The sequence below is a fragment of the Laceyella putida genome, assembly GCF_042665195.1.
Lineage (GTDB): Bacteria > Bacillota > Bacilli > Thermoactinomycetales > Thermoactinomycetaceae > Laceyella > Laceyella putida.
This window is the reverse complement of sequence record NZ_JBHTBW010000019.1, coordinates 88,158-115,002: the sequence shown is the minus strand read 5'-3', so window position 1 is coordinate 115,002 and position 26,845 is coordinate 88,158. Positions and strand designations below refer to the sequence as shown.

31 protein-coding genes and 1 other annotated feature are annotated in these 26,845 nt (G+C 49.4%); of the genes, 8 read left to right on the top strand and 23 right to left on the bottom strand.

Annotated features, from left to right (window positions below):
* Positions 1-34: 34 nt before the first annotated feature.
* From ilvE to ACFQNG_RS06860, 12 genes are all read right to left on the bottom strand, one after another.
* Positions 35-934, bottom strand: coding sequence for a branched-chain-amino-acid transaminase (ilvE, locus tag ACFQNG_RS06915; RefSeq protein WP_379864164.1), 900 nt, complete (start codon positions 932-934; stop codon positions 35-37).
* A gap of 104 nt (positions 935-1,038) precedes the next feature.
* Positions 1,039-1,288: a binding site (T-box leader), on the bottom strand.
* Positions 1,289-1,598: 310 nt separating this feature from the next.
* On the bottom strand, positions 1,599-1,901 hold the full coding sequence (locus ACFQNG_RS06910; protein WP_379864163.1) for an oligopeptide/dipeptide ABC transporter ATP-binding protein: 303 nt from the start codon (positions 1,899-1,901) through the stop codon (positions 1,599-1,601).
* 38 nt (positions 1,902-1,939) lie between these two features.
* Positions 1,940-2,146, bottom strand: a complete 207-nt coding sequence (locus tag ACFQNG_RS06905; RefSeq protein WP_379864162.1) for an ATP-binding cassette domain-containing protein — start codon at positions 2,144-2,146, stop codon at positions 1,940-1,942.
* A gap of 318 nt (positions 2,147-2,464) precedes the next feature.
* On the bottom strand, positions 2,465-2,758 hold the full coding sequence (gene yajC, locus ACFQNG_RS06900; RefSeq protein ID WP_379864161.1) for a preprotein translocase subunit YajC: 294 nt from the start codon (positions 2,756-2,758) through the stop codon (positions 2,465-2,467).
* A 20-nt stretch (positions 2,759-2,778) separates the two neighbouring features.
* Positions 2,779-3,915, bottom strand: a complete 1,137-nt coding sequence (gene tgt / locus ACFQNG_RS06895; protein WP_379864160.1) for a tRNA guanosine(34) transglycosylase Tgt — start codon at positions 3,913-3,915, stop codon at positions 2,779-2,781.
* Between the two features lie 71 nt (positions 3,916-3,986).
* Positions 3,987-5,021, bottom strand: coding sequence for a tRNA preQ1(34) S-adenosylmethionine ribosyltransferase-isomerase QueA (gene queA, locus ACFQNG_RS06890; protein ID WP_379864159.1), 1,035 nt, complete (start codon positions 5,019-5,021; stop codon positions 3,987-3,989).
* 47 nt (positions 5,022-5,068) lie between these two features.
* Entirely contained in the window at positions 5,069-5,287 is a 219-nt protein-coding gene (locus ACFQNG_RS06885; protein ID WP_379864158.1) for a DUF2905 domain-containing protein, read from the bottom strand.
* Entirely contained in the window at positions 5,284-6,285 is a 1,002-nt protein-coding gene (ruvB, locus tag ACFQNG_RS06880) for a Holliday junction branch migration DNA helicase RuvB (RefSeq protein WP_379864157.1), read from the bottom strand. Before ruvB ends, ACFQNG_RS06885 begins: the two co-directional genes overlap by 4 nt.
* A 13-nt stretch (positions 6,286-6,298) precedes the next feature.
* Positions 6,299-6,907, bottom strand: a complete 609-nt coding sequence (gene ruvA / locus ACFQNG_RS06875; protein ID WP_379864156.1) for a Holliday junction branch migration protein RuvA — start codon at positions 6,905-6,907, stop codon at positions 6,299-6,301.
* A complete protein-coding gene (gene ruvC / locus ACFQNG_RS06870) occupies positions 6,904-7,410 on the bottom strand; it encodes a crossover junction endodeoxyribonuclease RuvC (protein ID WP_379864155.1) in 507 nt (168 codons plus the stop codon). The genes ruvA and ruvC overlap by 4 nt, the downstream gene beginning before the upstream one ends.
* Positions 7,411-7,584: 174 nt before the next feature.
* A complete protein-coding gene (locus ACFQNG_RS06865) occupies positions 7,585-8,508 on the bottom strand; it encodes a polysaccharide deacetylase family protein (protein WP_379864154.1) in 924 nt (307 codons plus the stop codon).
* A gap of 240 nt (positions 8,509-8,748) precedes the next feature.
* Complete coding sequence (locus ACFQNG_RS06860; RefSeq protein ID WP_379864153.1) at positions 8,749-9,324, bottom strand: class I SAM-dependent methyltransferase; 576 nt, start codon at positions 9,322-9,324, stop codon at positions 8,749-8,751.
* Positions 9,325-9,736: 412 nt separating this feature from the next.
* Between ACFQNG_RS06860 and ACFQNG_RS06855 the strand changes: the two genes are divergently transcribed.
* The 4 genes from ACFQNG_RS06855 to ACFQNG_RS06840 are packed head-to-tail and all read left to right on the top strand — an operon-like array spanning position 9,737 to position 13,625.
* Positions 9,737-10,663 (top strand): metal ABC transporter solute-binding protein, Zn/Mn family, encoded by a 927-nt coding sequence (locus ACFQNG_RS06855; RefSeq protein ID WP_379864152.1) that lies wholly within the window; start codon positions 9,737-9,739, stop codon positions 10,661-10,663.
* Positions 10,664-10,684: 21 nt separating this feature from the next.
* Positions 10,685-11,446: a metal ABC transporter ATP-binding protein gene (locus ACFQNG_RS06850; RefSeq protein ID WP_379864151.1), complete on the top strand. Its 762-nt coding sequence runs from the start codon at positions 10,685-10,687 to the stop codon at positions 11,444-11,446.
* Between the two features lie 5 nt (positions 11,447-11,451).
* Positions 11,452-12,726 (top strand): metal ABC transporter permease, encoded by a 1,275-nt coding sequence (locus ACFQNG_RS06845; RefSeq protein ID WP_379864150.1) that lies wholly within the window; start codon positions 11,452-11,454, stop codon positions 12,724-12,726.
* Positions 12,723-13,625: a metal ABC transporter permease gene (locus tag ACFQNG_RS06840; RefSeq protein ID WP_379864149.1), complete on the top strand. Its 903-nt coding sequence runs from the start codon at positions 12,723-12,725 to the stop codon at positions 13,623-13,625. Before ACFQNG_RS06845 ends, ACFQNG_RS06840 begins: the two co-directional genes overlap by 4 nt.
* Before the next feature lie 74 nt (positions 13,626-13,699).
* Here ACFQNG_RS06840 and ACFQNG_RS06835 read toward each other — a convergent pair whose 3' ends face one another.
* The 6 genes from ACFQNG_RS06835 to ACFQNG_RS06810 form a co-directional block, all read right to left on the bottom strand.
* A complete protein-coding gene (locus tag ACFQNG_RS06835) occupies positions 13,700-14,248 on the bottom strand; it encodes a DinB family protein (RefSeq protein WP_379864148.1) in 549 nt (182 codons plus the stop codon).
* Positions 14,249-14,395: 147 nt separating this feature from the next.
* Positions 14,396-15,151 (bottom strand): YebC/PmpR family DNA-binding transcriptional regulator, encoded by a 756-nt coding sequence (locus tag ACFQNG_RS06830; protein WP_379864147.1) that lies wholly within the window; start codon positions 15,149-15,151, stop codon positions 14,396-14,398.
* A gap of 24 nt (positions 15,152-15,175) precedes the next feature.
* The gene (locus ACFQNG_RS06825; RefSeq protein ID WP_379864146.1) at positions 15,176-16,033 is read right to left on the bottom strand and encodes an NAD+ synthase; all 858 of its coding nucleotides are present in this window, start codon (positions 16,031-16,033) and stop codon (positions 15,176-15,178) included.
* Positions 16,024-16,881, bottom strand: a complete 858-nt coding sequence (locus ACFQNG_RS06820; protein ID WP_379864145.1) for a nitrilase-related carbon-nitrogen hydrolase — start codon at positions 16,879-16,881, stop codon at positions 16,024-16,026. Before ACFQNG_RS06820 ends, ACFQNG_RS06825 begins: the two co-directional genes overlap by 10 nt.
* Before the next feature lie 69 nt (positions 16,882-16,950).
* Positions 16,951-17,895, bottom strand: coding sequence for a phosphotransferase (locus tag ACFQNG_RS06815; protein ID WP_379864144.1), 945 nt, complete (start codon positions 17,893-17,895; stop codon positions 16,951-16,953).
* Positions 17,896-17,913: 18 nt separating this feature from the next.
* The gene (locus ACFQNG_RS06810; RefSeq protein WP_379864143.1) at positions 17,914-18,630 is read right to left on the bottom strand and encodes a LysM peptidoglycan-binding domain-containing protein; all 717 of its coding nucleotides are present in this window, start codon (positions 18,628-18,630) and stop codon (positions 17,914-17,916) included.
* A gap of 161 nt (positions 18,631-18,791) precedes the next feature.
* Here ACFQNG_RS06810 and ACFQNG_RS06805 point away from each other — a divergent pair, with 161 nt between their 5' ends.
* From ACFQNG_RS06805 to ACFQNG_RS06790, 4 genes are all read left to right on the top strand, one after another.
* Positions 18,792-19,604, top strand: coding sequence for a GDSL-type esterase/lipase family protein (locus ACFQNG_RS06805; RefSeq protein ID WP_379864142.1), 813 nt, complete (start codon positions 18,792-18,794; stop codon positions 19,602-19,604).
* Positions 19,594-20,535 carry an ABC transporter ATP-binding protein gene (locus ACFQNG_RS06800; protein ID WP_379864141.1) on the top strand — a complete coding sequence of 314 codons (942 nt, stop codon included), beginning with the start codon at positions 19,594-19,596 and terminating at the stop codon, positions 20,533-20,535. Before ACFQNG_RS06805 ends, ACFQNG_RS06800 begins: the two co-directional genes overlap by 11 nt.
* 4 nt (positions 20,536-20,539) lie before the next feature.
* Positions 20,540-21,499: an ABC transporter permease subunit gene (locus ACFQNG_RS06795; RefSeq protein ID WP_379864342.1), complete on the top strand. Its 960-nt coding sequence runs from the start codon at positions 20,540-20,542 to the stop codon at positions 21,497-21,499.
* A gap of 78 nt (positions 21,500-21,577) precedes the next feature.
* A complete protein-coding gene (locus ACFQNG_RS06790) occupies positions 21,578-21,829 on the top strand; it encodes a YkuS family protein (protein WP_379864140.1) in 252 nt (83 codons plus the stop codon).
* Positions 21,830-21,962: 133 nt separating this feature from the next.
* Here ACFQNG_RS06790 and pheA read toward each other — a convergent pair whose 3' ends face one another.
* The 5 genes from pheA to ACFQNG_RS06765 all read right to left on the bottom strand — a co-directional run bounded on the left by pheA (position 21,963) and on the right by ACFQNG_RS06765 (position 26,836).
* Entirely contained in the window at positions 21,963-22,844 is an 882-nt protein-coding gene (gene pheA, locus ACFQNG_RS06785) for a prephenate dehydratase (RefSeq protein WP_379864139.1), read from the bottom strand.
* Positions 22,841-23,305, bottom strand: coding sequence for an ACT domain-containing protein (locus ACFQNG_RS06780; RefSeq protein WP_379864138.1), 465 nt, complete (start codon positions 23,303-23,305; stop codon positions 22,841-22,843). The genes pheA and ACFQNG_RS06780 overlap by 4 nt, the downstream gene beginning before the upstream one ends.
* 146 nt (positions 23,306-23,451) lie before the next feature.
* Positions 23,452-24,369 carry a ribose ABC transporter substrate-binding protein RbsB gene (gene rbsB / locus ACFQNG_RS06775; protein WP_379864137.1) on the bottom strand — a complete coding sequence of 306 codons (918 nt, stop codon included), beginning with the start codon at positions 24,367-24,369 and terminating at the stop codon, positions 23,452-23,454.
* 12 nt (positions 24,370-24,381) lie between these two features.
* A complete protein-coding gene (gene rbsC, locus ACFQNG_RS06770) occupies positions 24,382-25,344 on the bottom strand; it encodes a ribose ABC transporter permease RbsC (protein ID WP_379864341.1) in 963 nt (320 codons plus the stop codon).
* A gap of 10 nt (positions 25,345-25,354) precedes the next feature.
* Positions 25,355-26,836: a sugar ABC transporter ATP-binding protein gene (locus tag ACFQNG_RS06765; RefSeq protein WP_379864136.1), complete on the bottom strand. Its 1,482-nt coding sequence runs from the start codon at positions 26,834-26,836 to the stop codon at positions 25,355-25,357.
* Positions 26,837-26,845: the final 9 nt, after the last annotated feature.

Sequence of the window (26,845 nt, the reverse complement as noted above, 5' to 3'; positions counted from 1 at the left end):
GGGTGCCCTCACCTCCTTCACCCTTGCGTGAGAACTAGGCACTGGTAGAAAAGAATCCCGGCACTTTGGTGCCGCGCTGCACCGTAAGCCGCCGAAAAGCTTGGGTCAACTTCGCCGTCATCGGTCCGGGCTTCCCGCTTCCGATCAACCGGCCATCCACATTCACAACCGGAATCATTTCCGCTGCCGTGCCCGTCAGGAAAACTTCATCGGCAACATAGACATCATGACGGGTAAAGGGGACTTCCTCGCATGGAATCTGCAACTCACGACACAATTCGATGACGATATTCCGGGTGATGCCTTCCAGCGCGCCCACATAAGTCGGCGGAGTGAAGACTTTTCCGTTTTTCACGATAAAGACGTTATCCCCCGACCCTTCACACACATACCCTTCGTGGTTGAGCATCAGCGCTTCAAACACGCCGGCCCGCGTAGCTTCAATGCGCACCAAAACGTTGTTGAGATAGTTTAATGATTTGATCTTGGGATTCAACGCGTCTGGCACATTGCGGCGGGTTGCGACTGTGACGATCTCCAACCCCTCATCGTAAAACTGTTGCGGGAAAATGCTCAATTCTTCCACAATGACGATGACGCTTGCCTGTTTGCAGTTTCTCGGATCTAACCCCAAGTCCCCCTCGCCGCGGGAAACAACCAAGCGAATATATGAATCGGGAAGGCCGTTCTTTTCCACTGTTTCCACCACAACGGCTTCCATCTCTTCCGGTGTCAAGGGAATATCCAGCATAATTGATTTGGCGGATTCGAATAAGCGCACAATATGCTCTTTTAAGCAAAAAATATTGCCAGAGTAACAACGGATCCCTTCAAAAATGCCATCACCGTATAAGAATCCATGATCGAATACCGAGACAACCGCCTTTGCCTTTGGAACAAATTCACCATTCAGATAAACCCATGTTTCCCTCATTCCATGTTCCCCCTTATCATGTGGTGAAATATAAGCGTAAAAACAAAAAACCCTCGACTCAGCAATCAAACGCGCGCATTCCCTAAGGGAGCGGTTGATTCGATTGCTGAGGCGAGAGTTTCGCGGTACCACTCAGCTTCTCTGCTTTCTCACGAAAACAGACTCGACAAGTCTGAACAGACTCCAGCCCAATAACGTGGGCAAACCGTTGCTTCATACTCAGGCGACACAAGGCCCTTTCAAAAACACAGCTCCAAGGTGAGATTCGAAGCGAGAGTGCGACCGCCTTTTCAGCCTGGAGACGGATCTCTGTACGCCCTCTGCCCTTCTACTAGTCCTCTTCAACGCTTTTGGTCTGAGGTAATACCCAGTATGTTGATCTCAAACTCAAACATTTTCACTTTTCAATCAATTTATTATACGCATTATAGAACTTCCCTTGTCCTTTGTCAATCAATGAACCAAAAATTGAATTTATTAACCAACATTCATGAAATGAAAATAGGATGACAATCAAAAATTTTGTCAAAAAGAACCATTGATTAACTTATTAAAAATGATTATAAAAAGTCTTTGTCACATTGTCAACAGGATTTTTATTCGAACGCAAATATTTAAACCAAGGAACCCCTTCCCCTCATACTGGCGGGAGGGGAGGGATTGTTTAAGCGAGATGGCAAGCGACTTGATGTCCGACCCCCACTTCGCGCACAACCGGCACCTGGTCACGGCAGATGGGTTCTGCCAATGGGCAGCGGGTATGGAATTTGCAGCCCGATGGCGGGTTGATCGGACTGGGAATATCGCCTTTCAATACGATTCTCTCCCGACGGCGGGTTGGGTCGGGAATGGGCACCGCCGAAAGCAAAGCCTGGGTGTACGGATGTTTCGGGCGTTGGAACAATTCAAGCACAGGTGCCTCCTCAATGACTTTTCCCGCATACATCACCGCCACATGATCAGCCATCTCGGCCACAACCCCCAAGTCGTGCGTAATCAAGAGGATCAAAGTGCTTCCGCGATAATTAATTTGGGATTGCAACTTGGAGCGATCGCAATCATGATGCGTTGCAACATTCCACCGCTCAGCTCATGCGGATACCGCCGCATCATCTCCTCGCCGTCAGGGATGTCCACTTTGGCAATCAGCTCCAGCGCTTTTCCCCGGGCCTCCTCCTTGGAGAGCAGCTTATGCTCAAGCAGGGGCTCCAACCAATCGACATGGGATCATTTGCAAAAAGCGGCGCATGATATACTGCTTCACCGTTTCTCCAAAAAAGGCTCTGCGCATAGGCTGAGCCAGACTTGTTCCACTTTTTATTGGTCAATTTCCACTGTTGGCATGCTGGAAATGACTAATCAAAATATAAATGTATTTTATTCCATATCTATTTAATTGGAATTATATAATAAGATTTTTAACTTTGACAAATAATTCGAGCAAAAAAATTTATAATTCCAATCTAATTGATCGGATTTAATATGCAGAAAAAAGCTCTTGGCCCTATAACCAAGAGCTTACCAGCTTCATTACTCGGCTGATTTCGCCGCACCCGCTTCTTCCGCGTTCGCCACGCTGTTGATGGCGGAACGCTCAAAAACCAAACGGGTATTGTCGCTCACTTTCAAAGTCACTTTCTCTTCGCCCAATTCCACAATGGTACCGTGCAAACCGCCAATCGTAACGACTTTGTCCCCTTTTTTCAAGTTACCCAGCATTTGCGTGCGTTCTTTTTGGCGTTTTTGCTGTGGGCGGATCAAAAAGAAATAAAAAGCGACAAACACCAAAAGCATAGGCAGTATTCCCATTAATTGTTGACTCATGACTACATCCTCCCCTTCAATTAAAAAGCAGTATCTGGATTTAACGATCCATAATACTTCATCATGAATTCATCACGGAAATCGAGCAGACGATCTTCGCGAATCGCTTGCCGCACTTGCTCCATCAAGTTAAGCAGGAAATAGAGGTTATGATAAGTCGTTAAGCGCAATCCAAACGTCTCGTCTGCTTTAATCAGATGGCGCAAATACGCACGCGTGTAGTTACGGCAGGTGTAACAATCGCATTCCGGATCAAGTGGGGTGAAATCCCTTGCAAATTTCGCATTGCGCACCACCAACCGACCTTGGCTTGTCATCGTGGTGCCATTGCGCGCAATTCGCGTCGGCAACACGCAATCAAACATATCAATCCCCAAGATGGCTCCCTGTATCAAGGCATCAGGCGAGCCAACCCCCATCAGATAACGCGGCTTATGTTTGGGCAAATGCGGTGTGGTATAAGATAAAACCTCATACATGATGTCCTTTGGTTCGCCTACGCTTAATCCGCCAACCGCATAGCCTGGCAAGTCCAATTCCACCAGCTGTTTGGCACTCTCTTCCCGCAGGTCTTGATGCATGCCACCTTGCACAATGCCAAACAGCGCTTGATCCTCTGGACGCTGGTGCGCTTCCATGCAGCGCTTCAACCAGCGGTATGTACGTTCTGTGGAAGCCTTCACATACTCTTTTTCTGCCGGATGAGGGGGACATTCATCAAATGCCATAATGATGTCCGCCCCGAGCGCATTTTGGATTTCCATCGCCTTTTCTGGACTGATGAACAATTTCTCCCCACTTAAGTGAGAGCGGAATGTTACCCCTTCTTCTGTGATATTGCGCAGCTGGCTCAGGCTGAACACCTGAAATCCACCGCTGTCGGTCAAGATGGGCCGATCCCAGTTCATAAAGGAATGAAGGCCTCCCGCTTCCTTGACAATCTCATGTCCCGGTCGCAAAAAGAGATGGTAGGTGTTGGACAAGATGATTTGTGCATTCATCTCCTTTAATTCTTCAGGACTCATCGTCTTGACGGTGGCCTGCGTTCCCACAGGCATAAAGATCGGCGTCTCAATCGTTCCGTGCGGTGTATGTAAACGGCCCAACCGGGCACCAGACTGCTTGCATTCTTTGATTAATTCATATCGAACAGCCAAGATGCTTCCTCCCACTACGGTTACATTGCTGCTGCAAAAGTTCCTTGTCTACCATTATAGAGATGATTGCCTCAAATAATCAACATCGCATCTCCAAAACTGAAGAACCGATAACGTTGATTCACCGCTTCCTCATATGCTTTCATGATCAATGCCCTTGAGGCAAAAGCGCTCACCAGCATGAGCAGAGTCGACTGTGGCAAGTGAAAATTGGTAATGAGACCATCCACCACTTTAAAGGTATAACCAGGATAGATGAAGATATCCGTCCAACCGCTGTCGGCAAGAACTTCTCCTCCATGGCGGGAAGCCACCGTTTCGAGCGTGCGCACAGAAGTCGTTCCCACGGCGATCACCCGATGCCCCTTGCGCTTGGCCTCGTTGATGATCGCCGCCGTCTCCCCGCCCAGCTCATAATACTCTTCATGCATCTGATGCTCCTCTACTTTGTCCACCATCACCGGGCGAAATGTGCCCAATCCGACATGCAGGGTGACAAACGCCAATTTCACCCCTTTCCGCTCGATTCGCTCCAGCAATTCCGGCGTGAAATGCAAGCCTGCCGTGGGTGCGGCAGCCGAGCCGATCACCTTGGAGAACACCGTCTGATAACGCTCCGGATCATCCAATTGTTCATGTATGTAAGGCGGCAATGGCATTTGCCCCAATTCTTGAAACAATTTCTCCACATCGTCCGCTTCATATTGCAGACGAAACACGCGACCGCCCGCCACCTCTGTCGGCGCTTCGGCCACTGCCCGCAGGCGGCCCTCACCAAATGAAACCACAGTGCCTTCTTTTACCCGTTTGGCCGGCTTCACCAGGGCTTCCCAGCGATCCCCACCAAACGGCTTCAAAAGAAGCAGTTCAATTTTGGCGCCAGTCCCTTCTTTCACCCCGATCAGCCTGGCCGGCCGAACCCGACTGTCATTCAACACCAGCACATCGCCCGGCTCCAGATAGTCAAGCAAGTGCGGAAACTGGGTATGCGTCCACGTTTGCCGCTTGCGGTCAATTACCATCAACCGGGAACTGGCGCGATCAGCCATGGGAGTTTGGGCGATCAACTCTTGCGGTAATTCAAAATGATATTGCGCTACATCCATTTCTATCCCTACCCTCAACCAAGTCAAAAAAGAAATCGCCCATTTGCTTAGCGAAACAGGCGAATCAGGTAACTGACCAATGACAGGATCACACTGATCAGAATGCAAGTCACAATCGGAAAATAAACCTTCACATTCTCTTTCTCAATCACGATATCCCCTGGCAAGCGGCCCAACGGCAAGTATTTGCCACCCACTTGCCAGATCAGGCCAATCAGCACCAAGATGCCGCCAATGATGATCAATGTTTTAGCCACTGGATTCATTTGGGCCACTCCACTTGTAAGTGTTCACAACAACGCATGGTTACCATCCGCCCGCGCGGGGTGCGCTGCAAGAAGCCGATTTGCATCAAATACGGCTCGTACACATCCTCAATTGTATGCGACTCTTCGCCAATCGTCGCCGCGAGCGTCTCCAGTCCAACCGGACCCCCACGAAACTTCTCGATGATCGTCATCAATAAACGGTGATCCACATGATCTAACCCCATTTTATCCACTTGAATTCGATCTAATGCGTCACGAGCCGCCTCTTCGGTGATAATCCCATCGCCGCGCACCTGCACGAAGTCACGGACCCGCTTCAGCAGACGGTTGGCAATCCGCGGCGTTCCCCTGGCCCTTGAGGCGATTTCGATCGCCCCCGCTTCCTGGATCGGCACTTGCAGCAAGTCCGCCGCCCGTGCCACGATCAGGGTCAATTCATCCACCGTATAATACTCGAGTCGACTCATCACGCCAAACCGATCGCGGAGCGGGGACGAAAGAGAACCGGCCCGGGTCGTCGCTCCCACCAGTGTAAAGGGGGGCAGATCGAGCCGGACAGACCGCGCACTCGGCCCCTTGCCGATTACGATATCGAGCGCAAAATCTTCCATCGCCGGATAAAGCACTTCCTCCACCGAACGATTAAGGCGGTGAATCTCATCGATAAACAGCAAATCGTGCGGCTGCAAATTGGTTAAAATCGCCGCCAAATCGCCAGGCCGCTCAATCGCGGGTCCTGAGGTGGTTCGGATGCTGACACCCAATTCGTTGGCGATAATATTGGAAAGCGTGGTTTTCCCCAGTCCGGGCGGGCCGTATAACAAGACGTGGTCCAACGCTTCCCCGCGCAGTTTGGCCGCTTCAATATAGACTTTCAAATTTTCTTTTACCCGCGACTGCCCAATATATTCACTAAAAAAGCGAGGGCGCAGACTAAATTCGACCATCTCTTCTTCTTCATTGGTCAATTTGGCTGAGATGATCCGTTCATCCATCGTCCGTTCCCCCTCATCGCTTCATCATCGCTTGCAACGCTTTTTTGATCCATTCTTCGGTGCCCATCTCCACTCCATCTTTTTGTTTGCTCTCACGCGCCGCCCATTCCGCTTCTTCCTCATTATAGCCAAGGGCAAGAAGCGCATCAATCACATCACGTTCTCCACCCGCCAATGCCGGGCCCGGCGCGGTCTCCGGCATAAGTAAGGGACCTTGCTCCCAACCCAGCTTGGCCAGCTTGTCTTTAAGGTCAAGCACAAGCCGTTGCGCCGTTTTCTTGCCCACACCAGGGAGCTTGGTCAAGGTTTTTACGTCTTCGATTTGGATCGCCTGAACGAGCGCCTCCGGCTGCATATGCGTCAGCATCGCCAAAGCCGCTTTCGGTCCAACACCGGACACCTCCAATAACAGGCGAAACAGATTCCGCTCCCGTTTGGTCTTAAAACCATAGAGCAATTGCGCATCTTCACGCACGACAAAGTGTGCATATAACATCACTTCTTCCCCATCTGAAAACACAAACGGATTGGGGACAAAAACTTGATAGCCAACCCCATGCACATCGACCGCCAGATAATCGGCTTCGTGGTAGGCGACTTCCCCTTTGACGAATTCAATCATGATTTCATTCCCCACTTGCTTAACTTATGTACTGATTGGGATGAATGCGCTTCACAGATGGCGATGGCCAAAGCATCGGCCACATCGTCCGGCTTGGGGACACGCGGCAAGTGAAGTAGCATTTTCACCATCTCCTGCACCTGTTTCTTTTCGGCCTGGCCGTAACCGACCACCGCCATCTTCACTTGCAGGGGCGTATATTCCGTGATCAGCACTCCCGCCTCCTCCGCCGCCAGCATCATCACCCCGCGCGCTTGTCCCACGGTGAACGCCGTTGTCACATTGCGGTTAAAAAACAGCTTCTCGATCGCAACCACATCCGGTTGATAGGTGCGAAACAGCTTGGTGCACGCATCATAAATCTGTTTTAAACGGGTGGCCGTCGGCAAGCCGGCTTCCGTTTGAATACTGCCGTATTCGATCGCTTTTAAGTGGTTTCCATTCTGATCCAGCACGCCAAATCCGACGATGGCAATCCCCGGATCAATCCCCATGATTCGCATGCATAGTAAACCCCTCTCCATTGAAGCGAACACTCATTCTGAGCAAATTATAACATACTGGCCGTTCTTGGCGAGTGGTTTTTAACAAGCTTCAGAACGACCGCACTCCGCTGCTGGAGTTTCCTGCCATCCACAAAAAAACGCCCCCTTTGCCAAAAGGGGGAAGGTTGTTGCCTATTCCGTCTCGGAATAAGCGGGAATATCAAGCAACCGGTCAACCGTCACGAATTCATATCCGGAATCCTCCAAATATTTAATAATATAGGGCAATGCCTCGACCGAATTGCCAATTTGCGTTCCACCGAAAGAGTGTTGCAAAATGATTCCACCCGCTTCGATGTTGGCTTTCACTTTATCGACGATGTTGTAGGGGGAATTGCCTTTGCGCCAATCCAACGTATCCACACTCCATTGAATCACTTTATATCCGCGTTTCCCTAAATGGAGGGTGATTTCATCATCAATCGCTCCATACGGGGGGCGAATGAACAGTGGCTTTTTATGAATTGCGTCGTAAACCAAAGCACCCGTGCGGTCGATTTCAGCATCCACTTGCGCAAGCGACAGCTTGGTCAATTCCTTATGGGAATAAGAATGGTTTCCCACAACATGCCCTTCTTCGACTATTTGCCGCACCACTTCGGGATATCGCTCCACCATCTTTCCCACCACAAAAAACGTGGCTGGAACCTGTTCCTTTTTCAGTATGGCCAACACTTGCGGAGTGAATCGCTCATCGGGGCCATCATCAAACGTCAACGCCACTTGTTTGCGAAATGCCGGCCCCCGGTAAAACAGGGGTTGGGATTTTAAGGCTTCCAATTGTTTCCGTTCTGCCACCGTCAGCTTATTCGTCACCTTCTCCGTGCGCACCTTCGGCTTCATGTTGACAACAGGCTTTGCCGGTTCATTTGTCAATGGCGGTGACGCTTTGGCTTGTTGATCGATTTCATTGGAACCATCTTTCGCTTGAGGGGCTCGAAGCGGCTTTCCTACTGGTTTCACCGGTTGGAGCGTCGTTTTCTCCAGCATGCACCCCACTAAAAGAAGTATACATAAACCGAGAAATGCCCATCTCGCCCTTTTGTAACCAGCCATGTTGAGTCACTCCCGCAAAAAGCAGAAAATCATTTCATATGCAACGTATACCGTGGATAAGCGATTTGTGCATCAAAATCAGAACAACCTTTCCATATTACGGAATCATTCTAACACAACCTATAAAAACTCGACATCCACCATTTGACAAATTTTCAAAGAAAACAGACAAATGCCTCCAAAAAAACCATCCAATTGGATGGGAACGCGGGCAACATCGCGAGGGAGAAGTTGTAGGGCTCAGTTGCGGCAAGTATAGACAAACGCAGGCGGCAAGTTCATCGGCACAAACTGCATCGACAACTCGCTGAACTGCTCCGAGAACTGACGTTTCATTTGCCATGAATATTGGAAGGCGACAAAGATCCCGCCTGGCTTAAGGGCGCCAACCACTTGACCCAACAGTTCATCTCTCAATTTCTGTGGAAAACATGCAAACGGAAGGCCGGAAACAATCACATCGACCGACTCTCTTCCCCACTCGTACCGGTCTAATGCAAGGAGCAGCTCAAGGGCATCCGTTTCCACATGAAACTGGGGATACCGGTTTTGCAGGGGCTCTCTTAACCGTTTATCCTGTTCAAATATCAAGACTTGTGACTCAGGCCGCGCCAATTGGGCCAATGCTTTCGTGAATACCCCAGTTCCCGCGCCTAATTCCACTATTCGCGATGCGGATTCAAACGGAATCTTTCTCATCATCGCATTGGTCAAATAGCGGGAACTTGGGACCACACTCCCCACTAGATGCGGCGATTTAATAAAAGAATAAAAAAAGCGCAATCGGTCCGACCATGGTTGAGAAAGAACGGACATCTCTCCACATCCTTTCTTGTTTAAAATAAAGTATTCAGGTCGGTTTTATCAATAATAATACCCGTTATCCCCTCTCAATAAGTATCCCCTTAGCCCATTTTTTGTATGACTAGGAAATTAGGGAAGCTCCACCTTGTAGAAAGCACTGACAAGAGAAAACATCAAATCCTTTTTCCTTCTTGCATTCCGTGATGAATGCCACACAGGAAAAGTTTTTTATGTTGGGATAGGGGCCCCTGTTTACGACCCGGAATAAACTTATTTGTTGACAATATAGAATGGTGTTATCTACAATATAATTAATCAGTTTTGCATTAAGCCAACTTATATGGCCTTATCCATAATATGTGGAATTGGACAATGTTTGATGAAATTCATGGAAGAAACTTTTTGACCACAGGAGGAGACAAGCATGAACTTGTGGATCCGTCGCAGTTTAATCATTGTATTATCCTTGTTGCTGTTTACCCTTACCGCTTGTCAACCATCGACGAACCACTCGGTCGGCCATCCCATCCGTGTGACTGCAACCACTGGCATGATCGCAGACATTGTGAAACATGTGGGGGGAAAGCATGTTCAGGTGACCAGCCTGATGGGGCCCGGCGTCGATCCCCATCTGTTCAAAGCTTCCCAAGGTGATATCCAGAAACTAAATGATGCTGATCTTATCTTTTATAATGGGCTCCATCTTGAAGGAAAAATGGGAGATATCCTGGGGAAAATCGGAAAAACCAAATCCGTGGTCGCCGTTACTGACCAAATTCCCAAAGAAAAGCTTTTGATTGCGGAAAAAAACCAAACCGACCCTCATGTATGGTTTGACGTTCGCTTGTGGATGGATGCAACCAAACGGGTGGAACATACCTTAAGCAAGATCGATCCCAAGCACCAGCAAGATTACAAGCGCCAAACGGAATTGTATATGACTGAATTGAAAGAATTGCATGACTATTCCCGCGAGCAAATCGCCACAATCCCCAAACAACAGCGCGTGTTGGTTACGGCTCATGACGCGTTCGGCTATTTTGGCCGCGCTTATGACATTGAAGTTGTGGGGTTGCAAGGAATCAACACGAACTCCGAGTACGGCGTCGCTGATGTATCCAAGCTGGTCGATTTGTTGACCTCCCGTAAAATCAAAGCGGTATTTGTGGAATCCAGCGTGCCTAAACGTTCAATCGAAGCGGTTGTGCAAGGAGCCCGGCAACGCGGTCACGAGGTGGAAATCGGAGGGGAATTATTCTCCGATGCAATGGGCAAAGAGGGGACACCATCCGGGACGTATATTGGCATGGTGCGGCACAATGTGGACGTGATAACCGGGGCTTTAAAATAAAAACGAGCGGGGTGATCATTGATGAAACCAAGAACAAGTCCTGTATCAGTCGAGCGTTTATCCGTTGCTTATCACAAAAAGCCCGTTTTGAGGGAAGTCACCTATGAATCCCCAGAAGGTGAGCTCATAGGGATCATTGGCCCTAATGGCGCGGGAAAATCCACCTTTATCAAAGCGATCTTGGGGTTGTTGCCGCTTACGAGCGGCTCAGTGAAAATCTATGGGCAACCTTATCGGGCAAAACAACAACTCATCGGGTATGTTCCGCAGCGTGAATCCGTCGATTGGGATTTTCCAACAGATGTGCTCGATGTGGTTCTGATGGGGAGATACGGGAAGTTGGGGTGGTTTAAGCGCCCCGGCAAACCGGATCGGGAAATCGCCATGTCCTGCCTAGAAAAAGTGGGGATGACCAACTTCTCCAAACGGCAAATCAGTCAGTTGTCGGGCGGACAACAGCAACGAGTCTTTTTGGCGCGCGCATTAGCACAAGATGCGACCATTTATTTTATGGATGAGCCGTTCGCAGGCGTGGATGCCGCCACAGAAAAAGCAATCATTCAGGTATTGCAGGAACTGAAAGCACAGCAAAAAACGGTCTTTGTCGTTCATCATGACTTACAGACCGTCACGGATTATTTCGATTCGATTATGCTGCTTAACATGCGTTTAATCGCAGCGGGTCCCACAAAACAGACCTTCACTGTGGAAAACCTGCAAAAAACTTATGGCGGACGACTCGCACTGTTGCCTAAACAGTCTGATTTGGAAATAATGGGGTGAAAACGATGATAGGACCTAATACATTATGGGTTATCGCAGGTACCACCACCTTGGGTTTTACCAGCGGAATCATAGGCAGTTTCGCTTTCTTGCGAAAACGGGGCTTAATGGGAGACGTTCTTTCTCACGCCGCTCTGCCCGGAATCTGTATGGCGTTTATGATCACCGGCGCAAAAAACATGTTTGCTTTTTTGATCGGGGCTTTGTTTACCGGCTTAATCGCTTCTTTCGCCATCAATTTCATTACGGGGCGCTCCAGGATTAAAGAGGATACGGCGCTTGGACTGATCTTATCCGTTTTCTTCGGGCTGGGGATTGTGCTGCTTACGCAAATTCAGCACAGTCCGAACGGAAACCAGAGTGGGCTGGACAAGTTTTTGTTTGGGCAGGCGGCCGCCATTGTCCAATCAGACTTGCAATGGTTGGGCATCGTTTCGCTCCTGTTGGTTACCGTCTGCTTTCTTTTTTTCAAAGAGCTGAAATTGCTTTCCTTTGACCCTGCTTTCGCCAAAAGCATAGGATTTCCGCTCAGCCAATTGGAATTTCTGTTTATGTTGCTTTTGGTTACCACCGTTGTGATCGGATTGCAGGCGGCGGGTGTGATTTTGATGGCCGCTCTACTGATCACGCCCGCGGCAGCGGCCCGTTATTGGACGGAACGCTTGGAACGGATGATCATCATCGCCGCTTGCTTTGGCGGACTTTCCGGACTGCTTGGTTCATGGATCAGCACATGGAGCGCCCAACTTTCGACTGGACCCATCATCGTGTTGTCCTCCACCGCGCTCTTTTTTCTGTCCATGTTATGCGCCCCTGAACGCGGATTGATCGCCAAAGGGTTGCACTTGATGAAGCTCAAAAGCAAAGTAGCCGAAGAGATCACACTTACCGTCTTATATGAGTGGATGGAACGGAAGCAACGCACAGCCATCGCAGAGACTGAGCTCCCAAAGATATTGCAGGAATCTCACTTATCCGCCAAACAGATAGCCAACATCGAACAAAAAGGCTGGATCCATCGAAAAGGAGGCTATCTCACTTTCAGCGAGATGGGTTGGAAAGAAGCTTACAACACAACTCTCTTCAAACGGCTCATGGAAATCTGGTCGATGTATGAAACCACATTGGAAAGTCCCATTCCCTTGCAAGAAGTGGAGAAAAAAGAAGAACTCCCCTCGCAACTTGCAAACACTCTTCAAACACTGTTGCAAAAGCACCAGCATGCGCCGAGGTTATTGCCACAACACCTCACGCCATCTGAACAGGGAGGGTTCCTATGAGCGAATTCTGGATCATCTTGGCGGGCATGTTGGTCGCCTCAAGTTGTGCGCTATTGGGCTGTTTTCTCATCTTAAGAAAGATGGCGATGGTTGGCGATGCCATCAGCCACGCGGTTCTGCCCGGAATCGTCATCGCATTTCTCTTTACGGGCGATCGTCACTCACTGCCCATGCTGTTGGGGGCCGCCGCCTTTGGACTGATTACCACCATACTGATTGAATCTTTGCGCCAAACGGGGGTGCAAGCGGACGCAGCCATCAGCGTCACGTTCACCTCCCTGTTCTCCCTTGGGATTATCCTGATTTCTTTGTTCGCAAGGCAAGTCGATTTGGATTTGGATTGCGTGTTGTATGGCGAAATCATCTATGTTCCCTGGGACACCATCATTTGGAACGGGATCGATTGGGGTCCCAAGGCCGTTTGGCAAGTGGTCGGCACCCTCGCCTTAAACCTGTGCATCATCCTGCTCTTCTATAAACAGCTGAAAATCAGCGCGTTCGACCCTGCCATGGCAGCCGCCGTCGGCATTCCTGTCGCCCTGTTCCACTACCTGCTGATGGGGCTGGTCTCCGTTACGACCGTCGCTTCGTTCGAAAGCGTAGGTGCGATTCTGGTCGTCGCCATGTTAATCGTCCCCGCGGCTGCCGCCTATCTCTTAACTGATCGTTTAAGTCTCATGTTGCTTTACAGTGTCCTGATCGGTTGCCTCAGTTCCGTCACCGGATATTTCTTGGCCAGTTTCCTCGACGCATCTGTCGCCGGCGCGATGACCGTGATGGCGGGCCTCTTCTTCGTCCTCGCCTTGTTTTTATCACCACGACACGGCTTGATCACAAGGTGGTGGCAACGGTTGCAGCTCCGGCAAGAACTGACTTCTTCAAATGACCAGCAAGTGTGATCACACCCCCTTTCCGTGCTGACGGAAAGGGGGGCTTTTTTGACCGCATATGCCGACTGGCCATGTTGATTCTGTTAGTTCTCAGTCTCTCCTTGCGCCTGTCTCAGCATTTGCTCCAGATAGGCCTGTGATTGCCCGCGCGGAATCGACAGACTCTGCCAGGCCGCTTGTTTCAACCATTTCCCGACATACACCATCTGCCCGATATGGGTGGAATAATGAACCACCTGTCTTTGTAGCGCTTGGATCACCGTATGTTTCTGGCCGCGGATCGTGACGGTCTTCAATAAATCGCCAGGCGTCAGGCTCTCCACCGTATCGAGGAGCACTTGCCATCCTTCCTCCCAATCCCGCATGAGGGCCTCCCGCGTCGCATAGCCCCCCTCAAACTCCTCTTCCCGATTCCGGGTGGGCTTCTCACCATCCGTCGTCAAAAAATCCGTCCACCGAGAACGCATATTGCCCGCCAAATGCTTGACGATAATGGCGATGCTGTTGGACCCTTCGGCTGGGATCACATGGAGGTCCGCCTCACTCAATTGATCCAGCACTCCTTCCCCTGTCCGCTTGATATCGCGGAAATTTGCCAACACCGACTCCAAGTACGCCTGTTCCACTCGCATTCGATTCACCTCGTTTCCATACGTTCTCCCATGTTCATTCCCAAAATACATACTGTTCAAGCGTCATTATGGATGATCGAAAATAAACGGAATAAAACTTCAACTGCGAAATACAGAAAACCCAGGATTGGCTATCCCGGGTTTGGTTCACTCTGCATATTTCGCCAGTTCTTCTTCATCCACATCAAAGTTGGCATACACGTTTTGCACATCATCATGATCCTCAAGGGCATCGATCAGATTGAACACTTCTTTGACCGCATCCCCTGTCAGTTGCACTTTATTGGACGGAACAAAGGTCACTTCGGCTGTGGTGAAGGTCGCTCCCGCTTCTTCCAACGCTTGCTTCACTTCTTCAAAAGCATCGGGCGAGGTGGTGATTTCATACGCTTTCTCAGTTGCCTCAAAATCATCCGCCCCACTTTCCAACGCGACCAACAAGCATTCTTCTTCCTCGAGCGGGGAAGTTTCCCGACCGATCACCAGCAAGCCTTTACGCTCAAACATCCACGACACACAACCGCTTTCCCCCATGTTTCCACCGCGTTTGGAGAAAATATGGCGAATATCGGCGGCAGTGCGGTTGCGGTTGTCGGTCAACGTCTCAACCATGATCGCGGTGCCGCTTGGGCCATATCCTTCATACGTAATCGCTTCATACTCTTTGCCGTCGCCGCCGCCAGCGGCTTTTTTGATCGCGCGCTCAATATTGTCGTTTGGCATGTTTTGCGCACGGGCTTTGGCGATGGCTAAGCGCAACTGATGGTTATTGGCCGGGTCTTTGTCACCCATTCGAGCGGCAACGTAGATTTCTCGCGCCAATTTGGCGAACACTTTGCCACGCAAGGCATCCTGCCGACCCTTGCGGTGCTGGATATTCTTCCACTTGGAGTGTCCTGCCATCAGACTCACTCTCCCTACTCTTCTTTATAGCCCCCAGTCGCGCAGATAGCGAAAATCAATGCCGACCGTCCGGTTTCCCACCTTTAAGATCACTGGCATTCTGCGCTTATACTGGTTAAGAATAATCCGTTTGCTCACCTTGGAAATAAATTCATCTTCAAACCCAAGGGCACGCAATTGGTCCAACGTGTAACGTTGATCCACCATATAGTGGAGCAAACAGTCCACCTCAAGATAAGAGAAGCCCAATTCACCTTCATCGGTTTGGTCTTCCCACAAATCGGCGCTTGGCGGTTTGGCGATGATCGACTCGGGCACACCGAGATGGGCCGACAACTGGCGAACCTGCGTCTTATACAAGTCCCCGATCGGATTGATGGCGGAAGCGGCATCACCATATTGTGTTCCATAACCCAACAGCAGCTCGGTTCGATTGCTCGTCCCAATGACCAAGGCGTTGTAGTGGGCCGACAAGTCATAGAGAATCGTCATCCGCTCACGCGCCATTTTGTTGCCACGACGCAGAGGCGTCGCCTCCGGCATCAATTCAAAGTAAGCGTCGATTTGCGGAGTGATATCAATCGTGAGTGCCTCAACCCCCGTCGCCGCGATGACCGTTTCGGCATCTTCCAAGCTGCTCGGGCTGCTTGTCTTATATGGCATTCTGACTGCAACCACATTCTCCGGTCCAAAGGCGCGCACACTCAAGTATAAGGATAAAGCCGAGTCAATCCCACCGGACAAGCCTAAAATCACTTTGTCAAAACCGGCTTTCATCACTTCTTCACGGAGGGCGGTCGTAAGGAGATCAGTGGTCAGCTCTTCATTCAGCCGCAGGAAAGGCGCTTGTTCCAACATATCCGTGACCATCTTCATAGCCATGTTCCCTCCCCGCTCCGTTTGCGTTTGATACGGTTTAATTCACGCAAGGTGATATCCAAGTTCTCATCACGCAACATCGGCATCTGGAACCGCGCTTTCCTTACTTTGTCTATTTCGAGATCGGCAATGAGCAGCTCCTCCTTAAAGAGGGAGGCCTGTTTCTCAACCTCGCCAAAGGGGTCTACCACCGCGGATCCCCCAAAGAAGGAAACCCCGTCTTCCGTCCCCACTCGATTGGCAAACAAGACATAACACCCGTGCGACATAGCTTGGGTTTTCATGATGTTAACCCACGCCTCTTGCGAACCCAATCCTTCACCATGTGTGTTGCGTGCTGGCGAATTGGATGGGATGATCAAGATTTGCGCCCCATCTTGGGCCAACAAATAAGCAGTGGATGGGTGCCAAGCATCTTCGCAAATTTGGATGCCCACTTGTCCGAATCGGGTAGGAATACTGCGGATCATTTGGCCATGGCCAAAATAACGCGCCTCATCAAACATTCCATATGTAGGCAAGTATACCTTCCGATGCAGATAATGAAGATTCTGTTGCGTAATATATGCCGCAGAGTTATACAAGGTGTGCTCAGGGCTATGTTCGACAAAGCCGAAGACGAGATCCATCTCCCCTGCCGCTTGAATCAGTCGCTGAATGTCCGGGCTAAACGGGTCTCTGGCCATCTCATAGGTCAAATCCAACAGATTATAACCCGTCAGGCTCAACTCAGGAAAGATCAAAAGATCCACCTGTTCCTCTCGGGCCTGGTGGATCATTTCCTCGTGCAATTCCAAATTAATATCCACTCGCCCCAAGCGTGGTCTGATCTGTGCAAGTCCTATTCTCATGCTTTGGCCTCCTCAGGCAAAAACAAGGCTTTATAAAATCAATCTACATCATACCATAAGCTTTTCCATCTACCAATAGAAGAGTTGTTTCAATTGATATTTCCATTTATTTCTTCCTTCTGCTATTTTCTGTAAATAAGGCAAGGAATATTTCATCTGGTAGCCCCGTTTTTGTTCGGCAAGACCGATCACTTCCCTCATAAATTCGTTAGGAAAGGCCAGCAATAACGAAAGGACTTTTTTTTCAAAAGATGACAAGAGGCGCCCTTTCTCATATTGGCTAAGGAACATTTGCAACCACTCTTCCGACCACGCATGTTCCACTAAAATTCGTGAAGCCATCTGCCAAACGTCGCCAATCTGGGCATCATACGTTGCCGTTTCAAAATCAATCAGCCAGATTTGGCCCGAACAATCAATCATCCAATTGTGGCTGGCCAAGTCGCGATGGGTCAGCGCATGCAGGCGGCGCTCTTTCAAAGAAAAGCGGGTCAGCGGCATCTGCCGCAGTCGCTCCCAAGCCGCCAGGCCGTCCAGATAAAAGTCGCGGCCATAAGCCAACAGAAGTTCCCGCAAGGGAGTGGGCAACCTCTCGGCCTGTTGCAAGACTCGGTAAAATTCGTTCAACCGTTGGGCAATGCGCTCAGGCAGGAGAAAAGCCGCCTCATCTGCCGGCGGCGTCATCAATCCCCGTCCCAAACGATGGAATATGGCTAATGTCTCAACCATTTGTTCCACATCTTCTCTAATGGTGTACCGACCTGTTTTCCCTTCGATAAATGGCATGAACAGCCATTCCCCGCCGTCTGTGTAGATGGGTTGCATCGCGGTGAACCCCCGCGCACGCAACTCCCGGTCCACCTGCACCCACCAATGCAACCAGCTTGGATGAACGTGTTTGGCAATCCATTTATGTTGATTTGTTTCAATGCACCAATTTTTGCGGTAAGGTCTCATCCGATGCACCTTGGTATGTAATACAGTTTCCACAAGGGTTGGGTGAGGTTGTTTCATCGCTCCTTTCCTTTCTCTTTAAGCTATTGTAGAAGAACTTTCCTTAAATCTGGCCGGCTCCATCTGCGCCACTTGGGGTTGTTGCCAATAACCCGGTGGATTCCAGCCTTCCGCTGAATAATAAGACGTTGCCGAAGCCTCCGGATAAGGGGCGTACGCAGCGTAGCCCTGATGGTTCCCAACCCCTTCCCCCAGTCCTCCTTGAATCATCGGATAAGCAGCCGGATGAATCGGGGCCGGCACGGGAACATATGGATCATAAGCAGATGGATAAGCTGTCGGATGGCCAGGTGGAAAAGCCGGCCAAAACCCGTGGACAAATCCGGGAAACGGTGGCATTGGCGGCGGATAATGAACTGGATAAGAGGCCTCTTCGTAAAACGAAGGTTCCCAAGGAGATGAAGAATCCCAATCAAACACTTCATAATCCGGCATCTCAGGCATTTGGGGTGGGGTGGGCAAAGTGGAAAAGGGCTTCTGCCCTTCCTCCGGCTCTGGCTTAGCCACCGTTTTCTGCTCTTGCAGGTCAGAAAAGGCCGGTGTGTCCGGTTTTTTGTCTTGCTGCGTGGCAATCAACGGCACTTTGCCGGTAGGGATGCGGATCTTGTCGCCCGCTTTCAGCTCAACAGCCCCCTCTAATGCCGGATTGGCTTCACGTAATCGTTCAACTGGGATATTATACTTTTGGGCAAGTTGCCATAAGGATTCGCCCGCTCGGGCTATGTGGATTTTCATGAAACAACCCCCTTATATACGCTTTGTCAATATTATCCTATGCACGACAAAACACGATCTTGCTAAGACATCATTGAAACATTCGTCATCCTGCCATTTTTTTTGACGCCAATTAACTTTAAAATAGTAATTAAATAAGATAAAGAAGAGAGGCTTACATAATGCGCAAAAGCAAAAAAATCTTTCAATTTTTTCTGCACACATTAGCCGTATTTTCCTTTATCTTGCTTGGTGCTGGCTTTATTCTGTCGGTGAATACGTTGATTCACCCGGCCAAAAACAATGTGACGAGCAAGCTTTCCGAACAGACCGACGCATCGGTCGCTGCCAAGGGAACCTTGATTGGGCTAGGCGATTCGCTTACCAGGGGAATCGGCGACAGTAATGGGCAAGGTTATTTTGGTATGGTCAAACGGGAACTGCAAGAGAAACATGGCGGACTAAGCGCGATTAACCTAAGCATCAGCGGACAGACGTCACACGATTTAGTGTCACAGATCAAACAAAGTCAAACCAAACAATTGGTCAAACAAGCCCAATGGATCGTCATCACCATTGGTGGCAATGATCTGTTTCGCAGCAGTGAGCGCCTGCAAAAGATAGACCCGGGGCAGATTGAACGGGCCCGCCAGCGTTATGAAAAAAACCTGCAAACGATCCTGGGCGAAGTGAAAAGCACCAATCCGGATGCGACCGTTTTTCTGTTCGGCCTATATAATCCTTTTGGTGACATGAACATCCAAGATACCGATCATTATGTGATTAAATGGAACGATACGATCACACAAATTGCGGAACAATTTACAGGCGTCGTCGTTGTGCCTACCTTTGACCTGTTTCAGTTGGCGCCCCGGCAATATTTGTACAGCGACCATTTCCATCCCAATGAACAAGGTTATCGGCGGATGGCAGATCGATTATTGCAGGTGATCTTAGATCAGTCAAGGGAGAGGAAGACAGCATATGGAAAATAACAAGGGCATCATTCTCTCAGTGCAGGATTTGGGCAAGAAAATCGGCAAACGAGACATTGTCAGGCACATTAGCTTTGATGTGAAAGAGGGAGAAATCTTTGGCTTTCTTGGTCCAAACGGCGCAGGCAAAACCACCACCATTCGGATGTTGGTCGGGTTGATCAAACCAACCTCCGGCACGGTTCACATCTGTGGCCATTCGCTTCGTACGGACTTTTTGAAAGCGATCCGCCATGTCGGCTGTATCGTGGAAAATCCTGAACTCTATCCATACCTGACCGGGCAAGAAAACTTGGAACACTTTGCCCGCATGCTTCCCGAAGCCACTCCCGAACGAATTGCCGAAGTCGTGGAGTTTGTTGAATTGACGCCGCGCATTCACGACTTGGTCAAAACCTATTCACTCGGAATGAGACAACGACTTGGGATCGCCCAAGCCCTGTTGGGCAACCCCAAGTTGCTCATCTTGGATGAACCAACCAATGGTCTTGATCCCGCAGGCATTCGCGAGCTTCGCGCATTTATCCGCCGCTTGGCCAAAGAAAAAGGCATCAGTGTCTTCATCTCCAGCCATATCCTGCATGAAGTGCAGCTGATGTGCGATCGAGTGGCCATCATCAATCAAGGGACGATCGTCAAAACAGCGGCTGTCAATGAACTGGTGCAACGAGAAACGCTGGTTGAATGGGAACTGCAACCGGTGACGGACGGGTTGGATAAGCTGAAACAACTCTCCTACGTCTCCCAAGTCGAACAGCGCCAGCCATCCCGCGTGATCGTGCAGATGCCCCGGGATAAAATCGCCGAAACCAATGCCTATCTTGCGAGCGAACGAATCCAAGTCACCGAAATCCGCGCCTACCAGCCTACATTAGAAGATATATTCCTTGAGATGACAGGAGGTCCCGCCCGTGACGAAACTCGTTTATAACGAAATGGTCAAAATGATACGCAAAAAACGGCTTTGGGTGATCGCGCTTATTTTATTGGTATTGATCCCCATCTTCACTTATGCGCAATATCGGACGACGCAAAACACAATTAAGCAATTGGGTACCTCGGACTGGCGGGCCGTGCTCCAACAGCAAATCGTCGATCAACAAAACCGGCTCACGTCAACCCGCGTTCCGGAAGAATGGAAAAGCTACATCAAGCTCAATATTCAACAACAACAATACTATCTTGATCACGACATCAATCCGACCGCACCGGGAGCCCCCACGTTTGTCCGCAAATTTGCCGAGGATGCCATCACCTTGTTTTTCCCTTTGCTCGTGGTGATTTTGGCGGCCGATATCGTTTCATCAGAGCATGCGGGCGGCACCATCAAACTTTTGTTGACACGTCCCGTATCGCGCTGGAAAATATTGCTCAGCAAATATATCGCGTTGCTCTTAAGCGTATCGCTCATGCTTCTGTTGACGATCGTGCTCGGCTATCTGCTCTCAGGCATCATCTTCGGCTATAATGGATGGTCACTCCAAGTCATGATCGGATTCAACCAGCAAGGGGAACATCTCAATGTGGATCATGTGCAGCTGATCCCGCAATGGAAATATATTTTAATGGCTTATGGATTGGCTTGGTTCTCTTGCATCGCTGTCGCCACCATTTCATTTATGGTGTCCGTGCTGATGAAAAATACGGCCTCAAGTATGGGCGTCATGTTGGCTGCGGTGATCTCTGGCAGTTTATTGTCCCAACTCGCCCCCAATTGGAGCGCGCTCAAATATCTGGCTTTTACTCATTTGAACTTGACTGATTATCTCGCTGGACAACCGATGATGTTGGAAAATGTCACGCTGCCTTTCTCGTTGACGATCTTAGGCGTTTGGTCAGTCGCCTCCCTCATTGTCGCGTTTGTGTCGTTCACACAGCGCGATGTGTTAGCATGAGTTTCCTCTCCGGTTTCCGTATAAAGCTCCTTGGTTTAAACAAACTAAAGGTAAATATACTCATTGGGAGGACTTGAGATGAAACGCGTTGCCGTAGAAGCGACCCTTTCCCCTATTCGGGAATACTTAAGCCGACAAGGCTATCAGGTGGAGAACCTGAACGCCTCTGCCGCCCAAACGAATCAAGGGAATTATGCCGCCATCATCCTTTCCGGTCAAGACGAAAACGTGGGAGGGATGCAAGACGTGGTGCAACAATGTCCCGTCATCAATGCGCATGGGATGACTCCGGAACAGGTGCATGAGCGTTTGCAACGACTTAGTCAATAAAAAAGCACCTGCCCCACAGGTGCCCGGGCTACCGACAGGATTCTTGATTGTCGGTAGTCTTTTCTTTGTCGATGATGGGAATCACCGATAAAAAAACCGCGTATTTTCAGATTTCACCCACAGCGAACCAAACTTACTTCCCCAACAAAGTCTGGCGCTCCTGATGGTAATGATAAGGAAACGATCCCAATACCCGCACTTTACATCCAAGCGCGGTCACTTCATCAATCGCTCCTTGCATCAACACATGATTGATGGCCATCTCCGCTTCAATCAAGAAAAAATAATTGCCGAGTCCCGTTTTGGTCGGACGCGACTCGATCCGACACAAGTTGATTTTGCGCCAAGAAAAAGCAGCCAACACTTGATATAACGCACCTGGGTAATCAGCTGGCAAGGTGACTTGCAAACAAGTTTTTTGTTTTGAATCGGCGTCATTGATCTCCAACGGTTGATAGCCCACCGCCCAGAACCGGGTATAGTTGTTGGCCTGATCCTGCACATTTTCTTGACGCACCACAAGTTGATGACATTCGGCCGCTTGCGACGTGCCAATCGCCAACCACTTGTTGGCCGGTTGCTGTCCGATTTGTGCCGCCGCCAAAGCAGTGCTGTCCGTATGGACAAATGTCGCATGTGGTATCAGTTTCCTTACCGTATGATAACATTGGGCAATCGCCTGCGGATGTGACAACACATGCGTAAACTCCGACAGCTGGGTTGTGGCTTGATCGGGGTGCGCCAATAGACAGTGGGAGATCGGATAAATCAGCTCCGCCAACACCGGCAAATCGACTTGGTGCACAAGATGGTCCAATGTCATATGCACAGACCCCTCCAACGCGTTTTCGATGGGGACTACGGCCACATCCACTTTCTTTTCAGCCACAGCCTGCAGAGTGTCAACAATCGTGGGATAAGGCTCCAACCGCACTTCTTTCCCTTCGAACAACGAGCTGGCGGCTGCGTGCGTAAAGGTACCTACCGGCCCCAAATAAGCAACTTTTATTTTCATCGAACCTTCGCTCCTTCATCTTTTTCCCCCGTCCCCACCACCATGGCCCGACGGACGCCATTTATATGGCGCAAGCCGGCGATCACCTCTTCAATCGCTTCCACTTGCGAAGTGTCTATGGACATGGACACATTGGCTTCCCCTTGGAGGGGAATGGTTTGATGGATCGTCAAGACGTTGGCATGGGCTTGCGCCAAGTAGACCAAGACGCTGGACAAGACCCCAGCCATGTCAGCCAAGGTGAGGGACAGCGTGATGATTTTCTCTTTTACCATGGCGTTAAAAGGAAATACACTGTCCTTATATTTATAAAATGAACTGCGACTTAGTCCTACACGTTTGACTGCTTCCTGCACATTGCTGACTTCGCCCGCCGAAAGCATCCGCTTCACTTCCAACGTTTTTTGCATCGCTTCCGGCAACATATCTAATCGCACCAATACAAATGGTTCACTACCCATCATGTTCCTCCAACCATGCGATCTTGCGTTAATATTGCGCACATTTTACCTTTTGAAAGCGCTATCAATCAAGTTCTTTTTGTTTTCGTCCGCAATGAAGAGGAACAGCCTCTTGCTTTAACAAGAGCAAGAGGCTGTTCTCCGGACTATTCCTTTGTCACAAGCTTTAAGGGAACAGGGATTTTTTTGGCGACTTTCTTGTCCCGCAATGCGTCTGCCGCTGCTTTTACCGCCAATTCTCCGATAAGATCCGGCTGTTGGGCCACAGTGGCGGCTAATTCTCCTTGTTTGATGGATTTCAGAGCGTCTTCGTTCCCATCAAAACCAACGACAAGAATCTCTTTGCCCGAACTGTTAATCGCTTGAATCGCGCCTAACGCCATTTCATCATTGTGCGCAAATACAGCCTGTATATCCGGATTTGCTTGCAAAATATTCTCCATGACCGTCAGGCCTTTGGCGCGGTCAAAATTTGCCGATTGTTTCGCCACAACGTTCAATTTTTTATCCGCAACCAGATGAAATCCTTCGCCGCGTTCACGTGTCGCCGAAGCGCCTGGAACACCCTCCAATTCAGCCACTTTCGTTCCCTCACCGAGCCGCTCCGCAATATAATCCGCGGCCATTTTCCCGCCTTTTACGTTATCGGAGGCAACAAATGCTTCAACATCCCCTTTGTCCGCCGAGCGGTCAAGTGTAATAACGGGCACGCCCACGTTATTGGCTGATTGCACAGCTGTGGAAATCGCGGCTGAATCTGTGGGATTGATGAGTAGCGCGTCCACACCTTGTTGTAACAGGTCTTCCACATCATTAATCTGTTTGGATGTGTCATTCTGTGCATCCACGACAATCACTTCGATCCCACGTTTCTTCGCCTCTTGTTCAACCCCGCCTTTTAATGATACGAAGAACGGATTGTTCAGCGTTGAGACGGACAATCCGATTTTAACATTTTGCAAATCCTTTTTTGCGGCAGGTTTTGCCCATTCTGGAGGCGCCAATGAACAAGCTTCCAAGATGAGAAACGACAGTGACAAGAATAACAATAAAACCTTTTTCAATGAGAATCCCTCCTATGCCGCTTTTTTGCGATCGATTAAGACGGCGATTAAAATAACAATCCCTTTGACAACCATTTGATAAAAGGAAGAGACGCCCAGCAAATTGAGTCCGTTATTCAATGTGCCAATGATCAACGCGCCAATGAGCGTGCCAACAATGCGGCCACGTCCGCCCGATAAACTGGTGCCACCCAAGACAACCGCCGCAATGGCATCCAACTCATAAGAGGTTCCCCCTGTCGGTTGAGCCGAATTTAAACGAGAGGTCAAAATGGCTCCCGCCAAAGCGGAAAGCAAACCGGACAATGAATAAATGATCACTTTCACGCGCGGCACCTTAATGCCTGATATCATCGCCGCTTTTTCGTTTCCCCCGATCGCATAAGTCTTGCGGCCAAATGGAGTTTTATGAAGAATTATCCATAACGCCGCAAATGAGATGAGCATGGTGATGGCGGGTACGGGAATCCCTAAAAAGTATCCACGACCAAACAATTGAAATAAGTAATCATCCCCAAGCCCTGTGATTGGATTGCCGTCCGTGTATACAAACGTCAATCCACGGAAAATAGTCATCGTCGCCAACGTCGCGATGAAGGGGGCCATTTTCCCTTTCGTTATGATCAGACCATTGACCATTCCCATCACGGCCCCCATCATACAGCTGACCAGAATGGCCAAAATGGGATCCAAACCGGCAACAATCATCCCTGACATCAAGACACTGGACAATGCCAAAATGGAGCCAACGGATAAATCAATCCCACCCGTCAAAATGACAAATGTCATGCCAAACGCAATCAGCGCATTGATGGCGACTTGCCTCAACAGATTCAAAATGTTTAAAGGGGCCAAGAAGCTTGGGTTTAAGGTAGAAACGATAAAGATGAGGATGAAAAGTCCCAGCAATGGCCCGAGCTTCTCAATCACGTGGCCGGCACGATCACCTTTATTTACGGCTTTCCTTTCACTCATTGTTTTCATGTCACTTCCCTCCTGTTGCAAGTTTCATGATTTTTTCTTGCGTGGCTTCATGTTTGGCCAACTCTCCACGTATCCTGCCCTCATGAACAACCAACACGCGATCGCTCATCCCCAGTATTTCGGGAAGCTCAGAGGACACCATAATAATGGCCACCCCACGGTATGTTAACTCATTCATGAGTTGATAGATTTCCCTTTTTGCTCCAACGTCCACTCCCCTTGTTGGCTCATCTAAAATCAACACTTTCGGTCCAATGCCGATCCATTTGGCTATCACCACCTTTTGCTGATTTCCGCCCGAGAGATTTTTCACGCTCGTTTCCGCCGATTCAGCTTTGATCATTAAGCGTTTAATCAGCATATCCACAAACTCTTGTTCACTCTTTTGATTGATTAAACCCTTTGGAGCGAAGCTGAACAGGTTGGGCAACGCCATGTTTTCCCGAATGGAAAAATCTAAAACAAGCCCTTCGTCTTTGCGGTCTTCCGTAATAAATCCAATACCCAGCTTCACCGCTTGATGTGGCGTTTTAATGACCTCTTTTTGGCCGTTGATCCAGATCTCTCCGGCATCCATTGGGTCTAACCCAAATATGGCCCTCATTATTTCTGTTCGCCCGGCTCCCAGCAAGCCCGCTATGCCGAGAATTTCACCCGAGCGCACGGAAAAGCTGACATCTTCAAACACACCGTTTCTCGTTGCCTTCTTCACTTCAAGTACGGTTTCACCCAAAGTGGGATTCCGTTCGGGAAAGCGTTCTGTCAGTTCGCGGCCAACCATCTTTCTCACCACTTCATCAAAATGGGTTTCCGCTATCGGCTTGGTATCAACGGTTTTTCCATCACGCATGACCGTAATTCGGTCGCAAATCGCAAAAATCTCTTCCATCCGGTGGGAAATGTAGACGATGGACACGCCTTCTGTTCTTAAAGAGTCAATCACTTCAAATAGCTTTTCAATTTCCCTCTCCGTCAAAGCCGCTGTCGGTTCATCCATGATGATGACTTCAGCGTTTGCCATCAACGCTTTTGCAATTTCAATCATCTGCTGTTGCCCCACTGAACACCGGCCCGCTTCCTGATCCAATGGTATCGATACAGACAGTTTGTCAAATTGCTTTTTTGCTAGCGCTTTCATTTCGCTTGAATTTAAAAAACCAAATTTGGTTCGCAACTCTTTTCCTACAAACAAATTTTCCAAAACGGTCATATCCGGCCATATGTTTAATTCTTGATGAATGAAAGCAATGCCGTTTTGCTCGGCTTCTTTGGGATTGGAAAAAACCGTTTCTGTGCCATTAATCAGAATCGTTCCCTGATCCCGTTCATGAAGTCCGGTCAAGATATTCATTAAGGTTGATTTGCCCGCGCCGTTTTCTCCCATTAACGCATGGACTTCCCCCTCGCCAAGAACAAAGTCGACACCCGTTAACACTTGGTTTTTGCCAAATGCTTTATGGATATTGCTCATCTCGATCCGCATGAAACTCAC